Genomic DNA, 17,493 nt, shown 5'->3' with positions numbered 1-17,493 from the left:
ACCTGACCGTGGACGCGCGCGAGGATGGCTGACGTGCGGGTCGGGTACTACGTGGTCGTCGGGGGCGTGGAGCACCCGTGCGAGGCGCCGTTCGCGGCGCGTGTCCGCTCGGTGTCCTCCGGTGGAGAGGACGACACCCAGAGGGTGGTCACGGCGCACGAGCGGCTCGCCGTCGAACGCGTCCTCCACGTCACCACCACCGCACGGTGGCGCGGTGCGGCGGCTGACGTCGAGGCGGTCCGACCGGACGGGGCGGTGATCACCGGTCGGGGCGTGGGGCCCGAGGGTGCGCGGCGGCTCGCCGACGGGACGTGGCTCGCCGTCGTCGACCCGGACGAGCTGACCGACGTCGAGGAGCGCCAGCGGGACGTCCTGCGGTGCCGGCCGCGCTGGGTGGCCGGCGCACGGCCGGAGGCGACCCGGGTCGGGATGTACGCGCGCGTCGGCGACGAGGTGCTGCCGTGCGGCGAGCCGTGGGAAGGGCTGCTGCCGGTCGGGTTCGGTGTGACGGGCGACCCCGGAGCCGGTCCCGCGACGGGGCTCAGTGGCGACCGGCTGGTGGCGCTGTCCGAGGTCCGCGGCATGGAGACGGTGACGACGACGGCGTCCTGGCGCGGGCACCGCGTCGCGATCGCCGTCGTCGAGGGCGACGCGGCGCTGGTGTCGCTCGCGGACGGGTCCACCGAGGTCGTGGCGCTCGACGAGCTGAGCCTCGTCGCGGAGGAGGTGCGACCCGCGCCGGTCCCGACGGCACCGGTCCGGGCGGCTCCGTCGTCGGGGCCGTCGCCGCGGCTGCCTCCGGGCGCCCGGCCCGCCGAGTTGGCCGCATGGGTGAGCGACGGAGGCGCCGGGCACCGCGAGCTCCGCGACCTCGTGGCGGCCGTCTACCGGAGCGCGGACGCCGACGGGGTCGCCGCGCTGGTCCGGGCGCTGCCCCGCCTGCGCGCCGCGGACCGGGCCGCGGACGCCGCCTGCGGGTACCGGAGGCTCGACTGGACGCTGCGCGTCGCGACCGCGACATGGGTGGCCGCGGCCGGGCTGCACGAGACGGCGGCCTCGATCGCGGACGCCGCGCCGGTGATCGACGACGAGACCGCGGTCGCGCTGCTGGACCCGTTGAAGCGTGCGCTGGCGGCGCTGCAGCAACGTGTCGTGGAGACGAGCGACGGGCCCGCGGACGAGTGGCAGGACGTCGAGTGGCGGGCCGCTCGGAAGGGTGGCCGTGCCGATGCGCTCGTCGCCGTCTCGAAGACGGTCTGCCTCGTGCGCGCCGTCGGCCGGGGTGACGGCCGGTACGCCGGGGCGGTCGCCGCCGTGTGCGTCCGCGCGTCGGAGGTGCGCGCCGCCGCGGCGCGGGTCGTCGCGCGGCGTGGCGTCGACCCGGGTCTCGACGTCGCGCGCCACCCCGTCGGGGACGCGTTCCGGCGTTCGGCCCTCGACCTCGTCCGCGACGCCTCGCGTCCCGGGTCGTGAGCCGACGCGGCGACGGTGGCGCGGCCCAGGGCGAGGGGCGCCCCGCGGCGGACGACGGCCATCGCGGGGCCCGTCGCCCGCACGCGCGACCCGGCGCTCGCGGACGACGCGTCGCGACGCGTCCCGCCGCTGCCGACCGGGTGGGGCTGTGGATGGCGGGCGGCCGGGTCGGCGCGCGTGGGACATACTCGCCGGAGCGTCTGGAGCCGAGTCGAAGGAGCAGTTCCTCGTGACCGTCATGCAGAAGGCCGTCACCCCGCAGATGAGCGCGGCGTACCTGGAGTCCGGGTACGACCGGGTCGCGGGGTTCGTCGTGCGGGCGGGGGACGTCGCGTGGGCGACGACGCCGGCGGCGATCTTCGAGGCGCACGGGCTGGCGTTCCCGGGGGCTCCGTTCAGGCCGGACATGGAGCACGTCGACGTGCTGCGGTTCCCGGCCGGGCCGACCATGCGGGTCGTCAACGCGACGGGCGGCACGGACCAGCGGACGCGCGAGCTCACGGGCGGGCCGTTCGTCGACCGGCCTCCGTTCACCGGGCTGGGCTTCGTCGCCGTGGCCGACCACGTCGTGCCGCTGTCGTGGCTCGAGCACACGCGCATCCCCGCGGGCTCGGAGCTCGTGCGGATCGGCCGGGACGGCTCGTCGACGGTGATCGGGCGCTACGTGGACGTCGGGCACGGGTGGACGTCGGACGTCGCGACCGTCGGGACCCCTCGCGACCCGCGCATCTCGCGGTTCGTGGGGCACCTGGTCGAGTGGAACGGCGGGCACCTGTCCGCCGACGTGCTGGACGACCGCGCGGTGCTCGCGCTCGAGGTCGAGCCGCGCGCGGAGCTCGGGTTCACCCGCACGGCGATCGGTCGGTGGCGCCGCGAGGTGCCGCTCACGGAGCTCGGCGAGCGGTTCGAGCTGCACGTCAGCGGCCGGTGGAACGGGCTCGAGGTGCGGCTCGTCGACCAGTGGCCCGCGGAGAACGGCGGCACGGTGTCGCGGGCGTTCTACACGGGGCACGACGCCGACCTCGCCGAGGGGCTGCGTCTCGTGAAGGTCGACGCCGCCGCGTACGAGGTCGTCGTCCCGACGGAGAACGTCGTCGACGTCGTCCCCACGCAGCTCATCCCGCAGGGCTGGTCCTGACGATCGCCGCCCGGCGTGGTCGAACATCGATGAACGAGGCATCCGTCCGTGCTGACCTGGGCCGACGGGGTGGTGGTCGGCCGGTGGAGCGCTCCGCTGGTCGCCCGACCGGCCGAAACGTGCCAGGATCGGCGCTCGCAGAGCGGTTGCGGCACCTGGCTGTGACCCAGGTCCGACCGAGGGGGTGACGCGGGCCGTGGGCGACCCCGTCGTGGCCTGGTGCGGCGTCTGCGCGGCATCCCTTCCCGCCGGTGCGGCGACCTGCCCGCGGTGCGGGTCGGCGGTCCTGCGCGGGCGTCGTGAGCCTCTCGCGGTGCTGGAGGGCGCGCGTCGCGCCCCGACCGCCTCCGTCGTCGTCGGCCTCGTGATCGACGTCCTCCTCGTGCTCGTCGCGCTCGCACCGGCCGTCGCCGGTGCCGTCGGCACGTCGTCCGCCGGCCGGGCGCTCGTCGCCCTCGGTGCCGTGCTCGCGGTCGCCGTCGTCGTGGTGCTGCTCGTCGTGCTCGGGCGGACCGGGCGGACGCCGGGGCTCGCCGCGCTCGGGCTGCGGCTCGTCGACGGCGCCTCGGGGATGGCCCCCGGGCGCGGGACCGGACTCGCGACGTGGCTCCGCGACGGTGTGGTGCTCGACGTGCGCGGCGGCGTCGACACCGCGCGACGGGCGACCGTCGGGACGCGTGAGGCGATCGGTCGGCTGCGCCCGGCACCTGCTGCGGGCGGCACCGTCGCTGCCGGCGACGCAGGGGCGGGGTCGGCCACAGCGGCCGGTGCCCGTGGTGCCGGCGCCGCGACGTCGCCCGCCACGACCGGCACGGCCGGCCCGAGATACGGCGTCGCACCCGCCGCGGACGACACCCGGTACGGCACCGCCGCGGGCTACGGCGTCGCGCCGCGCACGGGTGACGGCTGGTCCGGTGCTCCCGCTGCTCCGGGCGCGGCGCCTGCGACGTCGTCCGGGGCGGCCCTGTCCGGTGCCGCGAACCCGTGGGCCTCGACGGCGGCAGCCGCGTCGGCGGACACCGGCGAGGCCGGCGCCCAGGCGGCTCCGGCGGCCGGCGGTCGGCGAGCCGCACGACTCGCCGCCGCGTCCACGGACCCGTCCGGAGCTCCCGGTGCGCAGGCGTCGTCGCCGACGCCTCGCGTCGCGCACCCGCCGTCGGGCGCGTTCCCCACCGTCTCGACCGGCACGCCCGGTCGCGGTGCCCCGACCGCGGGCGGTGCGGCGGCGGGCGTCGTCCTCCCGCCCGTGCGCGCGCTCGACGACGCCGGCCACGCCGGGTCCTCGGCGGGCTGGACCCCGACGCGCGGGAGCGAGCCTGCGTCCGGCGGCACGCACGGTGCCCCGGGCCGGGCCGGCGGACCCGCGGGCCCGTCCGGGTCGACGGCGCCCCAGTCGGCAGCCGTGCCGGTGGTCGGAGCGGGCGGCGCGGCGGGTCGGCCGACGGGCGCGGCGCACGGGATCGTGCTCGTCGCGGACGACGGCGAGCGGCTGCTCGTCACCGGCCTGACGCTGATCGGGCGCAACCCCGAGCCGCGGCCCGGCGAGGTCGTCGCCGGGCTGGTCCCGATGATCGACATGACCCGGTCGGTGTCGAAGACGCACGCGTCGGTCCGCTGGGACGGTGCGACGCTGTGGGTCGCCGACCGCGGGTCCACGAACGGCACGGCGCTGGTGCGCCCGGGTGCGCAGCCGCTGCGCCTCGGCACGGCGACGGAGGAAGAGGCCCCGGTGGGCTCCCAGCTGCGGCTCGGGGAGCGCGTGTTCCGCGTGGAGGCGACGGCATGACGGTTCCGCACCCGGCGCTGGACGCGCGCGCGGGCGAGGTCCTGGTGACGGAGACGCGCGCCGAGGTCGCGTACCTCAGCGAGACGCGCGCCGACCTGCTGGTGCGTGCGCGCGCCGACGGGCGGCGCGTCGCGCTCGTGAGCGACGAGGTGACGCGGCTGTCGTACCCGATGCGGGAGGCGCTGCGGGACTCGGGCGGCGCGTGGGTCGTGCGCGGGATCGACGGCACGCTGCGCGACGGGTCCGACGGGCGGCGGCTGTCGTCGGTCGGCGAGATCGCGACGCGCGGGCCGATCACCGCGGCGGAGGACGTCGCGGTCCGGTTCCTGCGCCCCGTCGCGCCGCAGTCGGTGCAGCTCGTCGTGTCGCAGGCCGTGCGGCACCGCGCGACCGTCGACACGCAGCTCGGCGGCACGGCCGAGCTGTTCGCCGAGGACCTGACGGGTGCGGCACCGAGCGGCTGGGGTGCGCACGAGCCCGCCGTCGTCGCGTGGGACCGAGCGCGGCTGACCGAGCTCGCGCGGAAGCGGATGCCGGAGGAGACGACGGTCGTCGTGGCGGGGACGCCCGAGCGGCCGCTGGTCGGCACCATCCGCACGACCCGCACCGAGCACGGCCTGGAGGAGACGACGCAGCTCGTCGTCGGGGTCGGCGCACCGGGCAGCCCGCAGGCGCGCGCCGCGATCGACGCGCTCCCGGGCACGTTCGAGCGGCTCGCGACGCGCAGCATGCCGCTGTTCGGCCTCGTCATGGGCCGGCAGGGCCGCCGCGACCTCACGTTCCCGTCCGTCCTCGAGGCGCCGCCCGTGCCCCTCGGGATGCTCGTGGGCCCGCCCGGCGTCCGCGACCTCGGTCTGCCGGTCGACGACCTCGTGCGGACCCTCGGCGCACGCGTCGTCGGGCGGCCGCGCGTCCCCGGCCTCTACTTCCCGCTGGGCACGCTCGAGCGCGACGGCTGGCAGGCCTTCGACGAGGTGCTGCGGGCGATCGGCCACGACCGGGTCCGGGAGGCGCTCGGTGCGCCGCGCGGACCGTGGGAGGGGGTGCTCGATGGCCCGCGACCCTGATGCCGTGCTGCTGGAGTCCGTGCGCGTGCACCGCGCGCGGCTGCGCGCCGCGTTCCTGCACGGCGACCTGCGCGACCGGCGGACCACCAACGACAACGTGCGACGGTTCGTCGGGAGCGTCGTCGTGGCGGCCCTCGCGTGCGCGGGCTGCGCGGGGTACTCGTTCGTCCAGGCGAACAGCGGGTCGCTGCGCGGTGGCCCGGCGAGCCCGCAGTCGACGATCGGAACGACACCGTGAGCACCTTCACCCGGCTGACGCTGGTCGGCACGGAGCGTCGCGCCGAGGTGGTCGTGCCGTCCGACGAGGGCGTGGCTGCGATGCTCCCGCAGCTGCTCGAGCTGCTCGGCGAGTCGCCGCGGCTCGCGCCGCAGGCCGTCGCGCTGGTCCGGGTCACCGGCGACCAGGTCGACCTCGCGCTCGACCCCGCGTCGCAGGGACTGCTGGACGGCGAGGTGCTGCGCGTCGTCCGCGCCGCAGCGGCCCCGCCGCCCGCAGAGGTCGCCGACGTGACCGACGCGGCCGCGGAGGAGCTGCGCGTACGGACCGACCGGTGGTCGGCGTCGTCGCGGCGCGTGCTCGCGGCGGTCGGCGTCGGCCTCGCGACGGCGACGACGATCGTCGCGGTGCCGCTCGTCGAGCAGCCCGTCGTGGGCGCTGCCGGGGTCGCGGTCCTCGCGCTCGTGCTCGCCGTGATCGCGGCCGGTCTGGGACGGGCGGGCCGCCGGTACGCCGGCCTGGTCCTCACCGCGGCGGTGGTCGGTGCGGGGGTCCCCTTCGCGGCGCTGCTCCTCGCGACGGGTGACGTGGCGCTCGCGGAGGCCGCGACGGCGGGGTCGCTGCTCGCGTGGGTCGCGCTCGGTGCAGGTGCCGGGATCGGCCGGTCCGACCGGGGCGCCGCCGTCGGCGCCGTCGCGGGCATCGTCCTGACGACCCTGCAGCTCGTGCTCGGTGCGCTCCTGCCCGAGGTGCGCGCGGACGCGGTCGTGGCCGTCGTCGCCGTGATCGCGTGCGGCCTGCTGCCCTGGTGGGCGATGACGACGTCAGGGCTGACGGGCCTCGACGACGCCGCGCTCGACGGCACACCCCCGCGCCGTCCCGCCGTGCGCGTGGCGCTGGGGGACGCGTACGCGGGCCTGACCTGGAGCACCGTCGCGGTGACCGTCGCAGCGGCGACGTCGTGCGCGGCGCTCATCGCCTCCCGCGACACCGGCGCGACCGTCCTCGCCGTCGTCGCGCTCGCCGTGCTGGCGCTGCGGACGCGCAGCCTCCCGCTGCGGCCGCAGGTCGCGCTGCTGTGGGCGGCGGTCGTCGTGCCGCTGCTCGTCGGCGTGCTCGGTCCGTGGGGCGGCGGCGAGCCCGCCGCCGCAGCCGGTGGGGCGCTCGCGCTCGCCGTGGTCGCGGCCGCCGTCGCGGGCTTCGACCCGTCGGGTCAGCAGCGCGCGCGCTGGCGGCGGATCGGCGACCTCGCCGAGCTGCTCGGCGTGCTCGCGATGCTGCCCACGCTGCTCGGGGTGCTCGGCCTCTACGCCGACCTGCTCGGGACGTTCTGATGGCCGGTGCACGGCTGCGGGAGGTCGCTCGGCTGACCTTCGGGGGGTCGACCGGTCTCGCGCGGACGCTCGAGGAGGCCGACCAGGGCCTGCGCCGCGCCGTCTCGACCAGTCGACGCGTCGCCGTCGTGCAGGCCGACGGCGGCGCGGGTGCGACGACCACGCTCGCAGGAGCCGCGACCGCGCTGGCGCAGCGCCGGCCGGCCGCCGTGCTCACGGTCGACGCCGCCGCGGGTGCGGCCGCCCTCGTCGCGGCGACCCGAGCGCCCGAGCCGCTGCCGTGGACGGTCGCGCGCGGCGCGACGGCGGGCCTCGCGCGTGGCGCCGACGCGCGCGCCGCGCTGCCCGTCGGTCGTGGCGGCCTCCGCGTGCTCGGGGACGGGACGGCGTCCTCGCCGTGGCCGCCGGGCCCGCGCGCGTGGCGGGAGGCCGTCGACCCCGTCGGGCGCTTCTTCGACGTCGTCCTCACCGACTGGGGCGTGCGGTCGGCGGTCGACCTCGGCGTCGTGGCCGGCGACCACCACGTGGTCGCCGTCGTCGCGCGCGCCGACCGCGGACCGGCCGAGCGCGGGGCCGTCCTGGCGGCACGGCTGGTCACCGGGGCGCACGACGGCTTCGCACCGGGTCGGCTCGGCGCCGACGGTGGCCCGGCCGCGCACGGTGGCGCGTCCGGCGTCGGTGGATCCGCGGCCGGGCTCGCGTCGCGCGATGCCGAGCCCGTCGACGGCGGGTGGCGTGCTCCGGCCGTCGTGCTCGTGCTCGTCGACGTCGGCGGCACCGCCGGACGGACGGACGCGGTCGCGCGGGACGCGCTCGACGGCCTGCCCGTCAGCGTCGTCGCGGTACCGCACGACACGATGCTCGGTCGCGGCGACCTCGTCGCGGGCACGGCCGTCAAGGCCGCGTGGTCCGGGCTCGCGTCGCACCTGCTGGCCCGCGCGTGCGACCCGTCGTCCGCGCTCGCCGACGGGCAGGTCGCATGACGCGCCTCCTCGTCCACCGCCCCGCGCGCATGGTCCGGCCGCTCGAGCAGCCGCCGGACGTGCCCGTCGCGTCGCCGCCGCAGACGAACGACGCCACGGGCGGCGCGGGACTGCAGTCGCTGCTGCCCGTGGTCGGTGCGGTCGGCTCGATGACGATGATGCTGGTGCTGCGCGGCAACCCGCTGTTCGTGCTGGTCGGGATCATGGTGCTCGTCGTCGCGCTGGTCGGCGGCGTGGGCATGGCCCTGAGCAGCCGCGGGACGGCGGCCCGGACGCGGCGGCTGCAGCGCGAGCGGTACCTCGACTACCTGGAGGAGCTCCGCGCCGATCTGGCGGACGCCGAGGACGACGCGCGCAGCACGGCCCTCACGGTGCACCCGGACCCGGTCGCGCTGGTCGACGTCGTGCGCGACCCGGAGCGGCGCTGGGAGCGGCGGCGCACCGACCCCGACTTCCTGGACCTCCGCGTCGGCGTCGGGGACCGGCCGTGGTTCTCGCTCGTCGTCCCGGAGGACCCGAACCCCACGCAGCCGTTCGACCCCGCGATGGCGGCCGAGGCGCGCACCGTCGCGACCCGTCACGCGCGCGTGCCGCAGATGCCCGTGACGGTGCGGCTCGACCGTGCGGGCGAGGTCGCGGTCGTCGGTCCGCGCGACGCGGGGCTGGCCGTCGTGCGGGCGCTCGTCACGCAGGCCGTCGCGCTGCACGCGCCGGACGACCTGCAGGTCGCGGCGGCGTTCCCGGCGGCACGGGCCGGCGACTGGGCCTGGCTCGGTGCGGTGCCGCACGTCGTGGACGACACGCTCTTCGACGGTCCTGTCGCGGCGCGCCGGGTCGCAGGCGACCTCGCAGGGCTCGTCCGCGTCGTCGGGCCGACGCTCGTCGACCGCGCGCAGGCGGCGGCCCGGGCACGGCGCGGCGGCGGCATGGGCGACGGTGCCGCGTTCGCCGCGCGCCTGCTCGTGCTGTCCGACGACCACGGCGACGTGGCGCAGGTGCTCCCCGCGGTCGACGCGGCGCTGCGGCCCGCGGACCTGGGCGTGACGGTCGTGCACCTCGTCGAGGACCGGCGGCACGAGCCGTCGGACACCGCGGTCCGGCTGACGGTGGACGCGGACGGCTCGGTCGTCGTCGAGGACCTGCGTGACCCCGACGCCGTCCCGGTGCGCGCGACCGTCGACGACGTCCCCGTGCCCCTCGCGTCGGGCCTGACGCGCGCGCTCACGCCGCTGCGCCTGTCGTGGGAGGACAGCGCGGAGGCCGGCGAGGCCGCCGCGATCGGCACCGACGCGCTGCTGGGCGTCGAGGACGTCCGCCGCATCGACCTGCGCCGCACGTGGGCACCGCGCTCGTCGCGCGACTTCCTGCGCGTCCCCGTCGGCGTCGACGACACGGGCACGCCGCTGCTGCTGGACCTCAAGGAGTCGGCGCAGCTCGGCATGGGACCGCACGGGCTGTGCGTCGGCGCGACCGGGTCCGGCAAGTCCGAGATGCTGCGGACCCTGGTCGCGGCGCTCGCGATCACGCACCCGCCCGACGACCTCGCGATGATCCTCGTCGACTACAAGGGCGGTGCCGCGTTCGCGCCGTTCGCGGACCTGCCGCACGTCGCGGGCATCATCGACAACCTCGCCGACGACGCCGGCCTCACCGAGCGGGCGCGCGCGAGCATCGCCGGGGAGGTCGTCCGTCGTCAGCAGGTGCTGCGCGACGCGGGCTCGTCGCCGTCGATCACGCACTACCGCGAGATGCGCGCGACGACCAGGCCGGACCTGCCGCCGCTGCCGCACCTGCTGCTCGTCATCGACGAGTTCGGCGAGCTGCTCACGGCCGACCCCGACTTCGTCGACCTGCTGCTGACGATCGGGCGCATCGGACGGTCCATCGGCATGCACCTGCTGCTGTCGAGCCAGCGCATCGAGTCGGGCCGCCTGCGCGGGCTCGAGACGTACCTGTCGTACCGGATCGGCCTGCGCACGTTCTCCGAGGCCGAGAGCTCGGTCGTGCTCGACACTCCCGACGCGTTCCACCTGCCGGCGGTGCCCGGGTACGGGTACCTCAAGGTCGACACGACGGTCTACCAGCGATTCCGCGCGGGCTATGTGTCCGGGCCGCTGCCGACCGACGACGTGCCCGAGCCCGAGGTGACCGACGAGACGCGCCGGCCGCTGCTCGTGCCCGTGCACCACGGCGTCCTCGCGGCGAACGGCCTCGGTGACGGCGCACCCGGTGAGGTCGAGCTCGTGCGGCCGTCCGTCGGCGCGTCGATGGTCGACGTCGTCGTCGAGCAGCTCGCGTCCGCCGCCGACGCCACGACGCCCGTCTGGCTGCCGCCGCTACCCGCACGCGTCGCGCTCGGCGGGCTGGTCGGCGAGCAGCGGCCACCGCACCTCACCGTGCCGGTCGGTGTGCGCGACGACCCCGCGAAGCAGCGGCAGGAGACGTGGCGCCTCGATCTCACGCGCGCGGGCGGCCACGTGGCGATCATCGGCGCCCCGCAGTCCGGGCGGACGACCGTGCTCTGGACGATCGCCGCCGGGCTCGCCCTCACGCACGACCCGCGCCAGGTCGCCGTCTACGGCATGGACCTCGCGGGCGGCGGGCTCAGCCGGCTCGAGGCGTTCCCGCACGTCGGCGGCGTCGCGACGCGCTCCAGCCGCGACCGGCTGCGCCGGCTGCTCGAGGAGCTGCACGGCATGCTCGCGCACCGCGAGAAGGTGTTCGCCGAGCACGGCATCGACTCGCTCGCGCTGCTGCGCGCCCGGCACGCCGCCGGGCAGGTCCCGGAGCTCGCGACCGCCGACGTCGTCCTGCTCGTCGACGGCGTCGGTGCGGTGCGCGGCGACTTCGAGGAGCTCGACGAGACGTTCACCGCGCTGCTGTCGCGCGGCAGCGGCTTCGGCATCCACGTCGTCATGACCATGGCGCGCTGGAACGAGGTGCGCATGCAGAGCCAGCCGCTCGTCGGCACGCGCGTCGAGCTCCGGCTCAACGACCCCGGCGACTCGACGGTCGGGCGCAAGCTCGCCGCGACGCTGCGCGCCGACCAGCCGGGCCGCGCCCTCACCGACGACGGCCTGTTCGCGCAGGTCGCCCTGCCGCTGCCCGACACCGCGGCGCTCGACGGCGACGTCGCGACCGTCGGTGCCGGGCTCGACGCGCTGGCCGACGAAGCCCGTCGCCGCTGGGGTGGCGCGGCGGCCGCGCCGAAGATCCGCGAGCTTCCCGAGGTGCTCGAGCTCTCGTCCCTGCCCGACCCGCTCGACGAGCCCGACCTCGTCCCGTTCGGCCTGCGGCAGGACACCATGTCGCCCGCGCTGCTCGACCTCGTCTCGCGCGACCAGCACCTGCTCGTCTTCGGCGACCCGCGCTGCGGCAAGACGACGCTGCTGCGCACCGTCGTCGAGGGGCTGGTCGACCGGTCCACGCCCGACGAGCTCGTCGTCGCCGTGTTCGACCCGCGCGGCGGGCTCGCCGACGTCTGCCCCGAGGACTACCTCGGCGGTCGCGCGACGAGTGCGCCGCTCGCGCTGCAGCTGTCGACGGCCGTCGCCGCCGAGCTCGCGAAGCGCACCGGCGACGGCCCGTCCGGCGGCCCGCGGATCGTCGTCGTGGTCGACGACTACGACATCCTCGCGTCCGGCGGCACCGACCCCCTGCGCCCCCTGCTCGAGCACCTGCCCGCCGCGCGCGACCTGCGGCTGCACGTGCTCCTCACCCGGCCCGTCGCCGGCGCGTCCCGCGCGCTCTACGACCCGGTCCTGCAGGCCGTCCGCGACACCGGCGGCAGCGGGTTCCTCATGGCCGGCGAACGGTCCGAGGGGCAGGTCTTCCCCGGCCAGTACGCGGAGCTGCTCCCGCCCGGACGCGGCAAGTGGCTGCGCCGCGGCGAACGGCCCACGCTCGTCCAGGTCGCCACGTCGCAGGAGGTGCCCGGTGCCCCGTGAGCTCGTCGTCCTCAGCCCCACCGCGCCCGACGCGCGCGTCCTCGTCGAGGCCGGTGCCGCCGTCGACCCCGACCTCGGGCTGCGCACGCTGCACGACGGCGCCGTGCACCAGGTCGTGCGTGTCGACCCCGCCGACCCGTCGCAGGGTGCGGGCGTCGTGAGCATCATGCAGCCGCTGCGCGTCGACAACGTCGCCGAGGTCCGTCGCCTCCTGCCGACCCTCACGGCGCTGCCGTCGTGGCTCGGCGCCGGGCAGCCGGTCTGGTGGGTCGAGGCCGTCGCGCCCTGGGGCGACCTGGGCCGGACCGGGATCGCCGTCGTGCAGGAGATGGCCGCGCGCCTCGGCGGCGTGTGCGTCGTGCAGGACGGCGAGTAGCCCGTGTCGTTCGTCGCACCGCCGCCGGCCGCGCTCGCCGGGCTGCCCGAGACCGTGCTCACCGCGCTCGGCCGGCCGCTGCCCGCGACCGGTGCCGTGCACGTCGCGGGCGTCGGTGGCGGCGTCGGGACGTCGACCGTCGCCGGGCTCGTGTGGTCCGTCCTCGCGCTCGCGCACCCGGGAGCCGTCGGGCTCGCGTCGCACGCCGCCGTCGTCGGCGGCGGAGGGCTCGGGGGCGGGCGGGTCGTCGCGCGCGTCGACGGTGACGTGCCCGCGACCGCGCCCGTCGTCGTGCACGACCGGGGGCCGCACGCCGCGGTCGTCGCCGAGTCGGAGCCCGGGGCGTCGCGCGTCCTCGTCGTCGTGTGCCGCGCGAATGCGGGCGGGATCGTCGACGCCGCTCGCGCGGTCGAGCGCGTCGGTGCCCGCGGGCCCGACGACCTGGCGCGCGTCGTCGTCACCGCCGTCGCGACCACCGGTGCCGCGCCCGGCACGCGTGCCGTCGCCGACGCCGCCGCCCGCGTCGGGCTCGCCGTGCCGCTCGTCGTCGTCCCGTTCTCCCGGCACCTCGGTGCGGGTGGCGCCCTGCCCGGCCCTGACCCGCGTCCGCTCGCCGCCGCGGGAGTCCTCTCGGCCCACGTCCTGGCGGCCGTCGCCTCCTGACGTCCCGCTCGTGAGGGCCGCACCCGCGCGGGCCGCACTCGCGACCGCCGGACGGGCGACGACGCGGGTCGCCCACCGGCCTCGTCCGGTCGTCCGTGCGCCGGCGCGGGTCGCCCACCGGACTCGTCCGGTCGTCCGTGCGCCGGCGCGGGCGACCCGGTCATGAGAACCGCTCCGGCGGTGCCTTCCGGTCACCATGACCGGGTCGCGGCCGGGGGTCCGTCGGGGGGACCGCTCCGTCCGCGCGCGGCCCGGCTCTCGCCGCGGCATGCGCGCCACGACCCCGTCACGGGGACCGTTCCGACGGAGTGTCGGGTCTCCATGACGGGGTCGTGGGCTCACGGGGCCGAGCGGCGCCGAGCCCGGCCGTCAGTCAGAGCGAGCGCTGGTACGCGCGCATCGCGGCCACCGACCAGGCCGCCACGACGACCGCCAGGACCGCCAGGAGGGCGGAGCGGGTGCCGATCAGGGTCCAGTCGACGTCGGTCGACATCGCGGTCCGCGCGACCTCGGTCGCCCAGGTGAGCGGGTTGAACCGCGCGGCCGACTCGACCCACGCGGGCAGCAGGGCGGGCGGCATGAGGGCCGTCGAGACGAACGTCGCGGGCAGGACGATCGTCGTCGAGATGCCGATGAGCGCCGTCTGGTCCCGGGCCAGCAGCGCGACGGCCGCGGACAGCGAGCAGAACGACGCCGCGAGCAGCAGGGACGCCCCGAGCGCGACGGCCAGCCCGACGACGCCGCCGTCGAACCGGGCGCCGGCCGCCCACGCGATCGCGAGGACGATGACGCCCTGCACGGCCGTGAGCAGCAGCTGCTGCACGAGCTGCCCGACGACGAGCGCGGACCGGTGCACGGGCGACGTGAGCAGGCGGTCCATGACACCGCTGCGGATGTCGTCGATGAAGCCGGTGCCCGCCCAGGCGCCCGAGTACAGGACCGTCATCATGAGGATGCCGGGCACCAGGAACGTCAGGTAGTCGTCGGCGCCGAACCCGGGCACGGTCGCGACGGACTCGAAGACGTTGCCGAAGAGCACGATCCACACGAGCGGCTGCAGCACCGAGACGCCCAGGCCCCACGGCTGCCGGACGGTGTCGACGACCCAGCGTCGGCACACCTCGCGGGTCTGCGCGAACCAGGACGCGCGGCGGGCCACGGTGGCGACGGTGCGCGTCGGGGTGAGCGTGGCGGTCATCGGGTCACTTCCCGCGCGTCGCGCCCGTCGGCGGCGGAGGCCCCGTCCGTGTCGCGCCCGGCCGGGCCGGCTGACGAGCCGGACGCCGAGCGACCGCCCGACGCGCCGGAGGTCGTGCGGGTCGGCGCAGCCGACGCCGAGCGGTCGGTCGACGAGCCCGTCGGGCGGGCCGGCGACGAGTCCGACCACGAGCGGCCCGCGTAGCGGAGGTAGACGTCGTCGAGCGTCGGCCGGGAGACCGCGACGGCGCCGTGCCGGATGCCCGCCGCCTGCAGCGCGGCGATGGTCGCGCCGACGACCGCCGGACCGTCCGGGGTGCGGGCGACGAGCCGGCCCGTCGGGCCCTCGACGTGCACGACGACGTCCGCGAGCACGCCGGCGACCGCGTGGCGCACCGCGTCGGCGTCGGGCTCGACGAGGTCGACCGTCAGGGTGTCGCCGACGAGCGTCGCCTTGAGCTCGTCGGGCGTCCCGGCGACGACGACACGCCCGCGGTCGACGATGCTGAGCCCGTCGGCGAGCCGGTCGGCCTCCTCCAGGTAGTGCGTCGTGAGGAGGACGGTGAGCGCGTCCTCGCCGGCCAGGCGGCGGATCTCGTCCCACATCGACGCGCGCGCCTCGGGGTCGAGGCCCGTCGTCGGCTCGTCGAGGAACAGCACGCGCGGAGCGTCGACCAGGCCGAGCGCGACGTCGAGCTTGCGCCGCGTCCCGCCTGACAGGCCACCCGTGCGGCGGTCGCCCGCGTCTCCGAGGCCGAACCGGTCGACGAGCGCGGTGGCACGGTCGGACGCGGCGGACCGCGTCGCGCCGCGCAGCCGTGCGGCCATGACGAGGTTCTCGCGCGGCGTCAGGAGCGGGTCGGCGCCCGTGCCCTGCGAGACGTAGCCGATGCTGCGGCGGACCGCGTCGGCGTCGACCACGACGTCCTGCCCGACGACGCGGGCCGTGCCGCTCGTCGCGCGCGACAGCGTCGTGAGGATCTTCGTGGTGGTGGACTTGCCGGCGCCGTTCGGGCCGAGCAGCCCGTGGACGGTCCCGGCGGGGACGGTGAGCGTGAGGCCGTCGAGGGCGCGGACGTCCGGGCGGCCACGGCCGCCGGGGTACGTCTTGACCAGGTCGACCGCCTCCACCGCCGGTGGGCGGATGGGCATGGTGGTGCTCCTTCTCGGTCGGACCGGGACGCCACCTATGCTGGTCGGTGCAGCGGATCGCACAGGTGTCCCGCCTCGCGGCAGGGCTCGGTCGGTTCGTCGTCGGTCGGCCCGGGTGTGCCAGCACCTGGGCCGACCTCGTTCCCGGGGACGGTTCCCCGGGGGTCGTGGTGGCGACGGCGGCGCGACGGCCGCCCTCGCCCGTCAGCGGTCGGGTGGGCCCTCCTGTCCCGACAGGAACGGCGACAGCGCGTCGGCGACCGCCTCCGCGAGCTCGTCCGGGTCGATGCGGCCTGCGGCGTTGGTCCGCGCGTGCAGCGACCGCCACATGTCGACGTGCTCGAGCGTGCCGTCGGAGATCGACGCCTCGAGCCCCACGACGAAGTCGAGCTCGGCACGCAGCAGCCCGATCTCGTACTCGGCCTCGAGCGCGAAGATCCGGGGGAGCCCTTGCCGACGGGCCTCGTCGACCGTCGTCTCGAGCGACGTGAGCGTCGTGCGCACCGACGCGGCACGCATGCGCAGCAGCCGGGCGACGTCGTCGGGCGCGAGCAGCGGGAGGAACGACAGCGCGGCCTCGAACTGCGGGAACTCCTTGACGGGCGTGCGCACGAGGTCGCTCAGCCAGTCGACGGCCTCCGTCGCGCCGGCGTCGGTGATCCGGTAGACGGTGCGCGTCGGGCGGTTGCCCTCCCGCTCGGTCGACGCGGCCTCGATGAGGCCACGCTTCTCCAGCCCCTCGACGACCGAGTACAGCGAGCCGAAGTTGAGACGCACGGTCTCGTCCTTGCGGCGCTCGCGCAGGGTCATCGACATCTCGTACGGGTGCATGGGCCGCTCCCAGAGCAGCGTGAGCACGGCCAGCGCCAACGGGTTGCTCCGCCCCCGCCCTGCCATCTCGCCCACCTCCCGCCGGTCGCCCGCGCGACCTACTCGCCGCCGAATGCTCGCCCTAGAGTATATCGCGTCTATATCGCGTCTCAACCCCCGACGGCATCGCGCCCGCACTGATCCGTCGACGAGGCCGCAGGCCGGGGCATGGACCGCCCGGCGACCCGGCGCTGGTGACCGCAGCGGACCGTCCACCGGTCACCAGACCCGGGTCGCCGGTGGCCCGGGGCGTCGACGCTCCGGGATCCGCCCCACGGGGCGCACGCCGCACGGGGCGCACGCCGCACGGGGCGCACGTCGCACGGGGCGCACGCCGCACGGGGGCGCACGCCGCACGGGGGCTCACGCCGCACGGGGCGCCGCCAGGATCTCTGGACGGCCACCCGTCGTCGTCTCGGCACCGGCCTGTGCGTCATCAGCCCGTCGCGATGCCGGCCCGTCGCACCGCCGACCGCGTCCCGCTCGGGGCCTGCCGCGCTCCACCGCACGTCCGCCCGTTCCGGTGGCCGACGGTCCGCACCTCGGCAGGATGGGCGCGTGGAGCTCGAGTTCGACGGCGAGGTGTTCTGGTGGAAGGGTCCGGCGCCCTTCCACTTCGTCGCGGTGCCGGAGCCGGAGGCGGGTGAGCTGCGGGCCGCGTCGTCGCTGGTCAGCTACGGCTGGGGCGTCATCCCGGTCGCGGTGGACGTCGGCGGGACGCACTGGACGACGTCGCTGTTCCCCAGGCAGGGCGGCTACCTCGTGCCGCTGCGCGACGCGGTGCGTGCGGCCGAGCGCATCGAGCTCGGCGACGTCGTGACGATCCGCCTGACGGTCGACGTCGACCGCGCCGGTCGCCGCTGAGCCGGACCGACGCCGGGCGGCGGCGGGCACGACGACCCGCAGGTGGTCGCGCGCGTCACCCCTGATCAGGCCCGACCGCAGGCGACCCGCCGCAGCGCGACCTCGAACGGGCCCTGCCGGCCGGCGCGCTGCAGGGCGACGGCGACGCCGACGGTCACGAGCCAGACGGCGACGGCGAGGAGCCCGCCTGGGTGGTCGAGAGGTGGCCGCCGAGGCCGAACCCCCAGTCGCTCAGGAGCGGCGCGAAGAGCAGGGACTGCAGCAGGCAGCACGTGAGCGACCGCGCGACGACGGCCGTGACGGCGGTGACCAGCCCGTGCCGGCCCCGTCGGCCCACCCGGGCCCCGCGACGTGGCAGGCCCCGCCCGATCGGGCACCGCACGCTGCCCGCGGTCCCGCGCCGACGGCCGTCCCGCGTACGCGTGG

The 17,493-nt window shown here is 77.0% G+C and carries 15 protein-coding genes; 11 read left to right on the top strand and 4 right to left on the bottom strand.

All coding sequences use genetic code 11. From position 1 onward, the window contains the following. Positions 1–24 precede the first annotated feature (24 nt). The 10 genes from GXP71_RS16085 (at position 25) to GXP71_RS16040 (ending at position 12,984) form a co-directional block, all read left to right on the top strand. On the top strand, positions 25–1,473 hold the full coding sequence (locus GXP71_RS16085) for a hypothetical protein (protein ID WP_162353466.1): 1,449 nt from the start codon (positions 25–27) through the stop codon (positions 1,471–1,473). A 229-nt stretch (positions 1,474–1,702) separates the two neighbouring features. Further along, on the top strand, positions 1,703–2,611 hold the full coding sequence (locus tag GXP71_RS16080) for a hypothetical protein (RefSeq protein ID WP_162353465.1): 909 nt from the start codon (positions 1,703–1,705) through the stop codon (positions 2,609–2,611). A 313-nt stretch (positions 2,612–2,924) separates the two neighbouring features. Continuing rightward, on the top strand, positions 2,925–4,397 hold the full coding sequence (locus GXP71_RS16075) for an FHA domain-containing protein (RefSeq protein WP_162353464.1): 1,473 nt from the start codon (positions 2,925–2,927) through the stop codon (positions 4,395–4,397). Next, on the top strand, positions 4,394–5,464 hold the full coding sequence (locus tag GXP71_RS16070) for a DUF6177 family protein (RefSeq protein ID WP_162353463.1): 1,071 nt from the start codon (positions 4,394–4,396) through the stop codon (positions 5,462–5,464). Before GXP71_RS16075 ends, GXP71_RS16070 begins: the two co-directional genes overlap by 4 nt. Positions 5,465–5,468: 4 nt before the next feature. Beyond that, positions 5,469–5,702, top strand: a complete 234-nt coding sequence (locus tag GXP71_RS16065) for a hypothetical protein (protein WP_202924270.1) — start codon at positions 5,469–5,471, stop codon at positions 5,700–5,702. Then, positions 5,699–7,015, top strand: a complete 1,317-nt coding sequence (locus GXP71_RS16060; RefSeq protein WP_162353462.1) for an EsaB/YukD family protein — start codon at positions 5,699–5,701, stop codon at positions 7,013–7,015. The genes GXP71_RS16065 and GXP71_RS16060 overlap by 4 nt, the downstream gene beginning before the upstream one ends. Continuing rightward, positions 7,015–7,998 (top strand): hypothetical protein, encoded by a 984-nt coding sequence (locus tag GXP71_RS16055; protein WP_162353461.1) that lies wholly within the window; start codon positions 7,015–7,017, stop codon positions 7,996–7,998. The genes GXP71_RS16060 and GXP71_RS16055 overlap by 1 nt, the downstream gene beginning before the upstream one ends. Then, entirely contained in the window at positions 7,995–11,945 is a 3,951-nt protein-coding gene (gene eccCa / locus GXP71_RS16050; protein ID WP_162353460.1) for a type VII secretion protein EccCa, read from the top strand. The genes GXP71_RS16055 and eccCa overlap by 4 nt, the downstream gene beginning before the upstream one ends. Continuing rightward, positions 11,935–12,321, top strand: a complete 387-nt coding sequence (locus tag GXP71_RS16045; RefSeq protein WP_124342731.1) for a hypothetical protein — start codon at positions 11,935–11,937, stop codon at positions 12,319–12,321. The genes eccCa and GXP71_RS16045 overlap by 11 nt, the downstream gene beginning before the upstream one ends. Positions 12,322–12,324: 3 nt before the next feature. Beyond that, positions 12,325–12,984, top strand: coding sequence for a hypothetical protein (locus tag GXP71_RS16040; RefSeq protein ID WP_162353459.1), 660 nt, complete (start codon positions 12,325–12,327; stop codon positions 12,982–12,984). Between the two features lie 373 nt (positions 12,985–13,357). Here the strand turns inward: GXP71_RS16040 and GXP71_RS16035 are convergent, their stop codons facing one another. The 3 genes from GXP71_RS16035 to GXP71_RS16025 form a co-directional block, all read right to left on the bottom strand. After that, positions 13,358–14,182, bottom strand: a complete 825-nt coding sequence (locus GXP71_RS16035; RefSeq protein WP_162353458.1) for an ABC transporter permease — start codon at positions 14,180–14,182, stop codon at positions 13,358–13,360. Continuing rightward, positions 14,179–15,333 carry an ABC transporter ATP-binding protein gene (locus GXP71_RS16030; protein ID WP_162353457.1) on the bottom strand — a complete coding sequence of 385 codons (1,155 nt, stop codon included), beginning with the start codon at positions 15,331–15,333 and terminating at the stop codon, positions 14,179–14,181. Before GXP71_RS16030 ends, GXP71_RS16035 begins: the two co-directional genes overlap by 4 nt. A gap of 204 nt (positions 15,334–15,537) precedes the next feature. Then, positions 15,538–16,230: a PadR family transcriptional regulator gene (locus GXP71_RS16025; protein ID WP_124342734.1), complete on the bottom strand. Its 693-nt coding sequence runs from the start codon at positions 16,228–16,230 to the stop codon at positions 15,538–15,540. Between the two features lie 531 nt (positions 16,231–16,761). On the opposite strand from GXP71_RS16025, the gene GXP71_RS16020 reads away from it, so the two are divergent. Next, positions 16,762–17,067, top strand: a complete 306-nt coding sequence (locus GXP71_RS16020; RefSeq protein WP_162353456.1) for a DUF1905 domain-containing protein — start codon at positions 16,762–16,764, stop codon at positions 17,065–17,067. 154 nt (positions 17,068–17,221) lie between these two features. Here the strand turns inward: GXP71_RS16020 and GXP71_RS20430 are convergent, their stop codons facing one another. Then, positions 17,222–17,404: a DUF418 domain-containing protein gene (locus GXP71_RS20430; protein ID WP_238402458.1), complete on the bottom strand. Its 183-nt coding sequence runs from the start codon at positions 17,402–17,404 to the stop codon at positions 17,222–17,224. Between the last annotated feature and the right edge of the window lie 89 nt (positions 17,405–17,493).

Origin of the sequence: Cellulomonas sp. H30R-01 (assembly GCF_010119915.1) — a bacterium.
Lineage (GTDB): Bacteria > Actinomycetota > Actinomycetes > Actinomycetales > Cellulomonadaceae > Cellulomonas > Cellulomonas algicola.
Note: the sequence above shows the minus strand (reverse complement) of the source record. Positions and strands in the feature narration are given on the sequence as shown.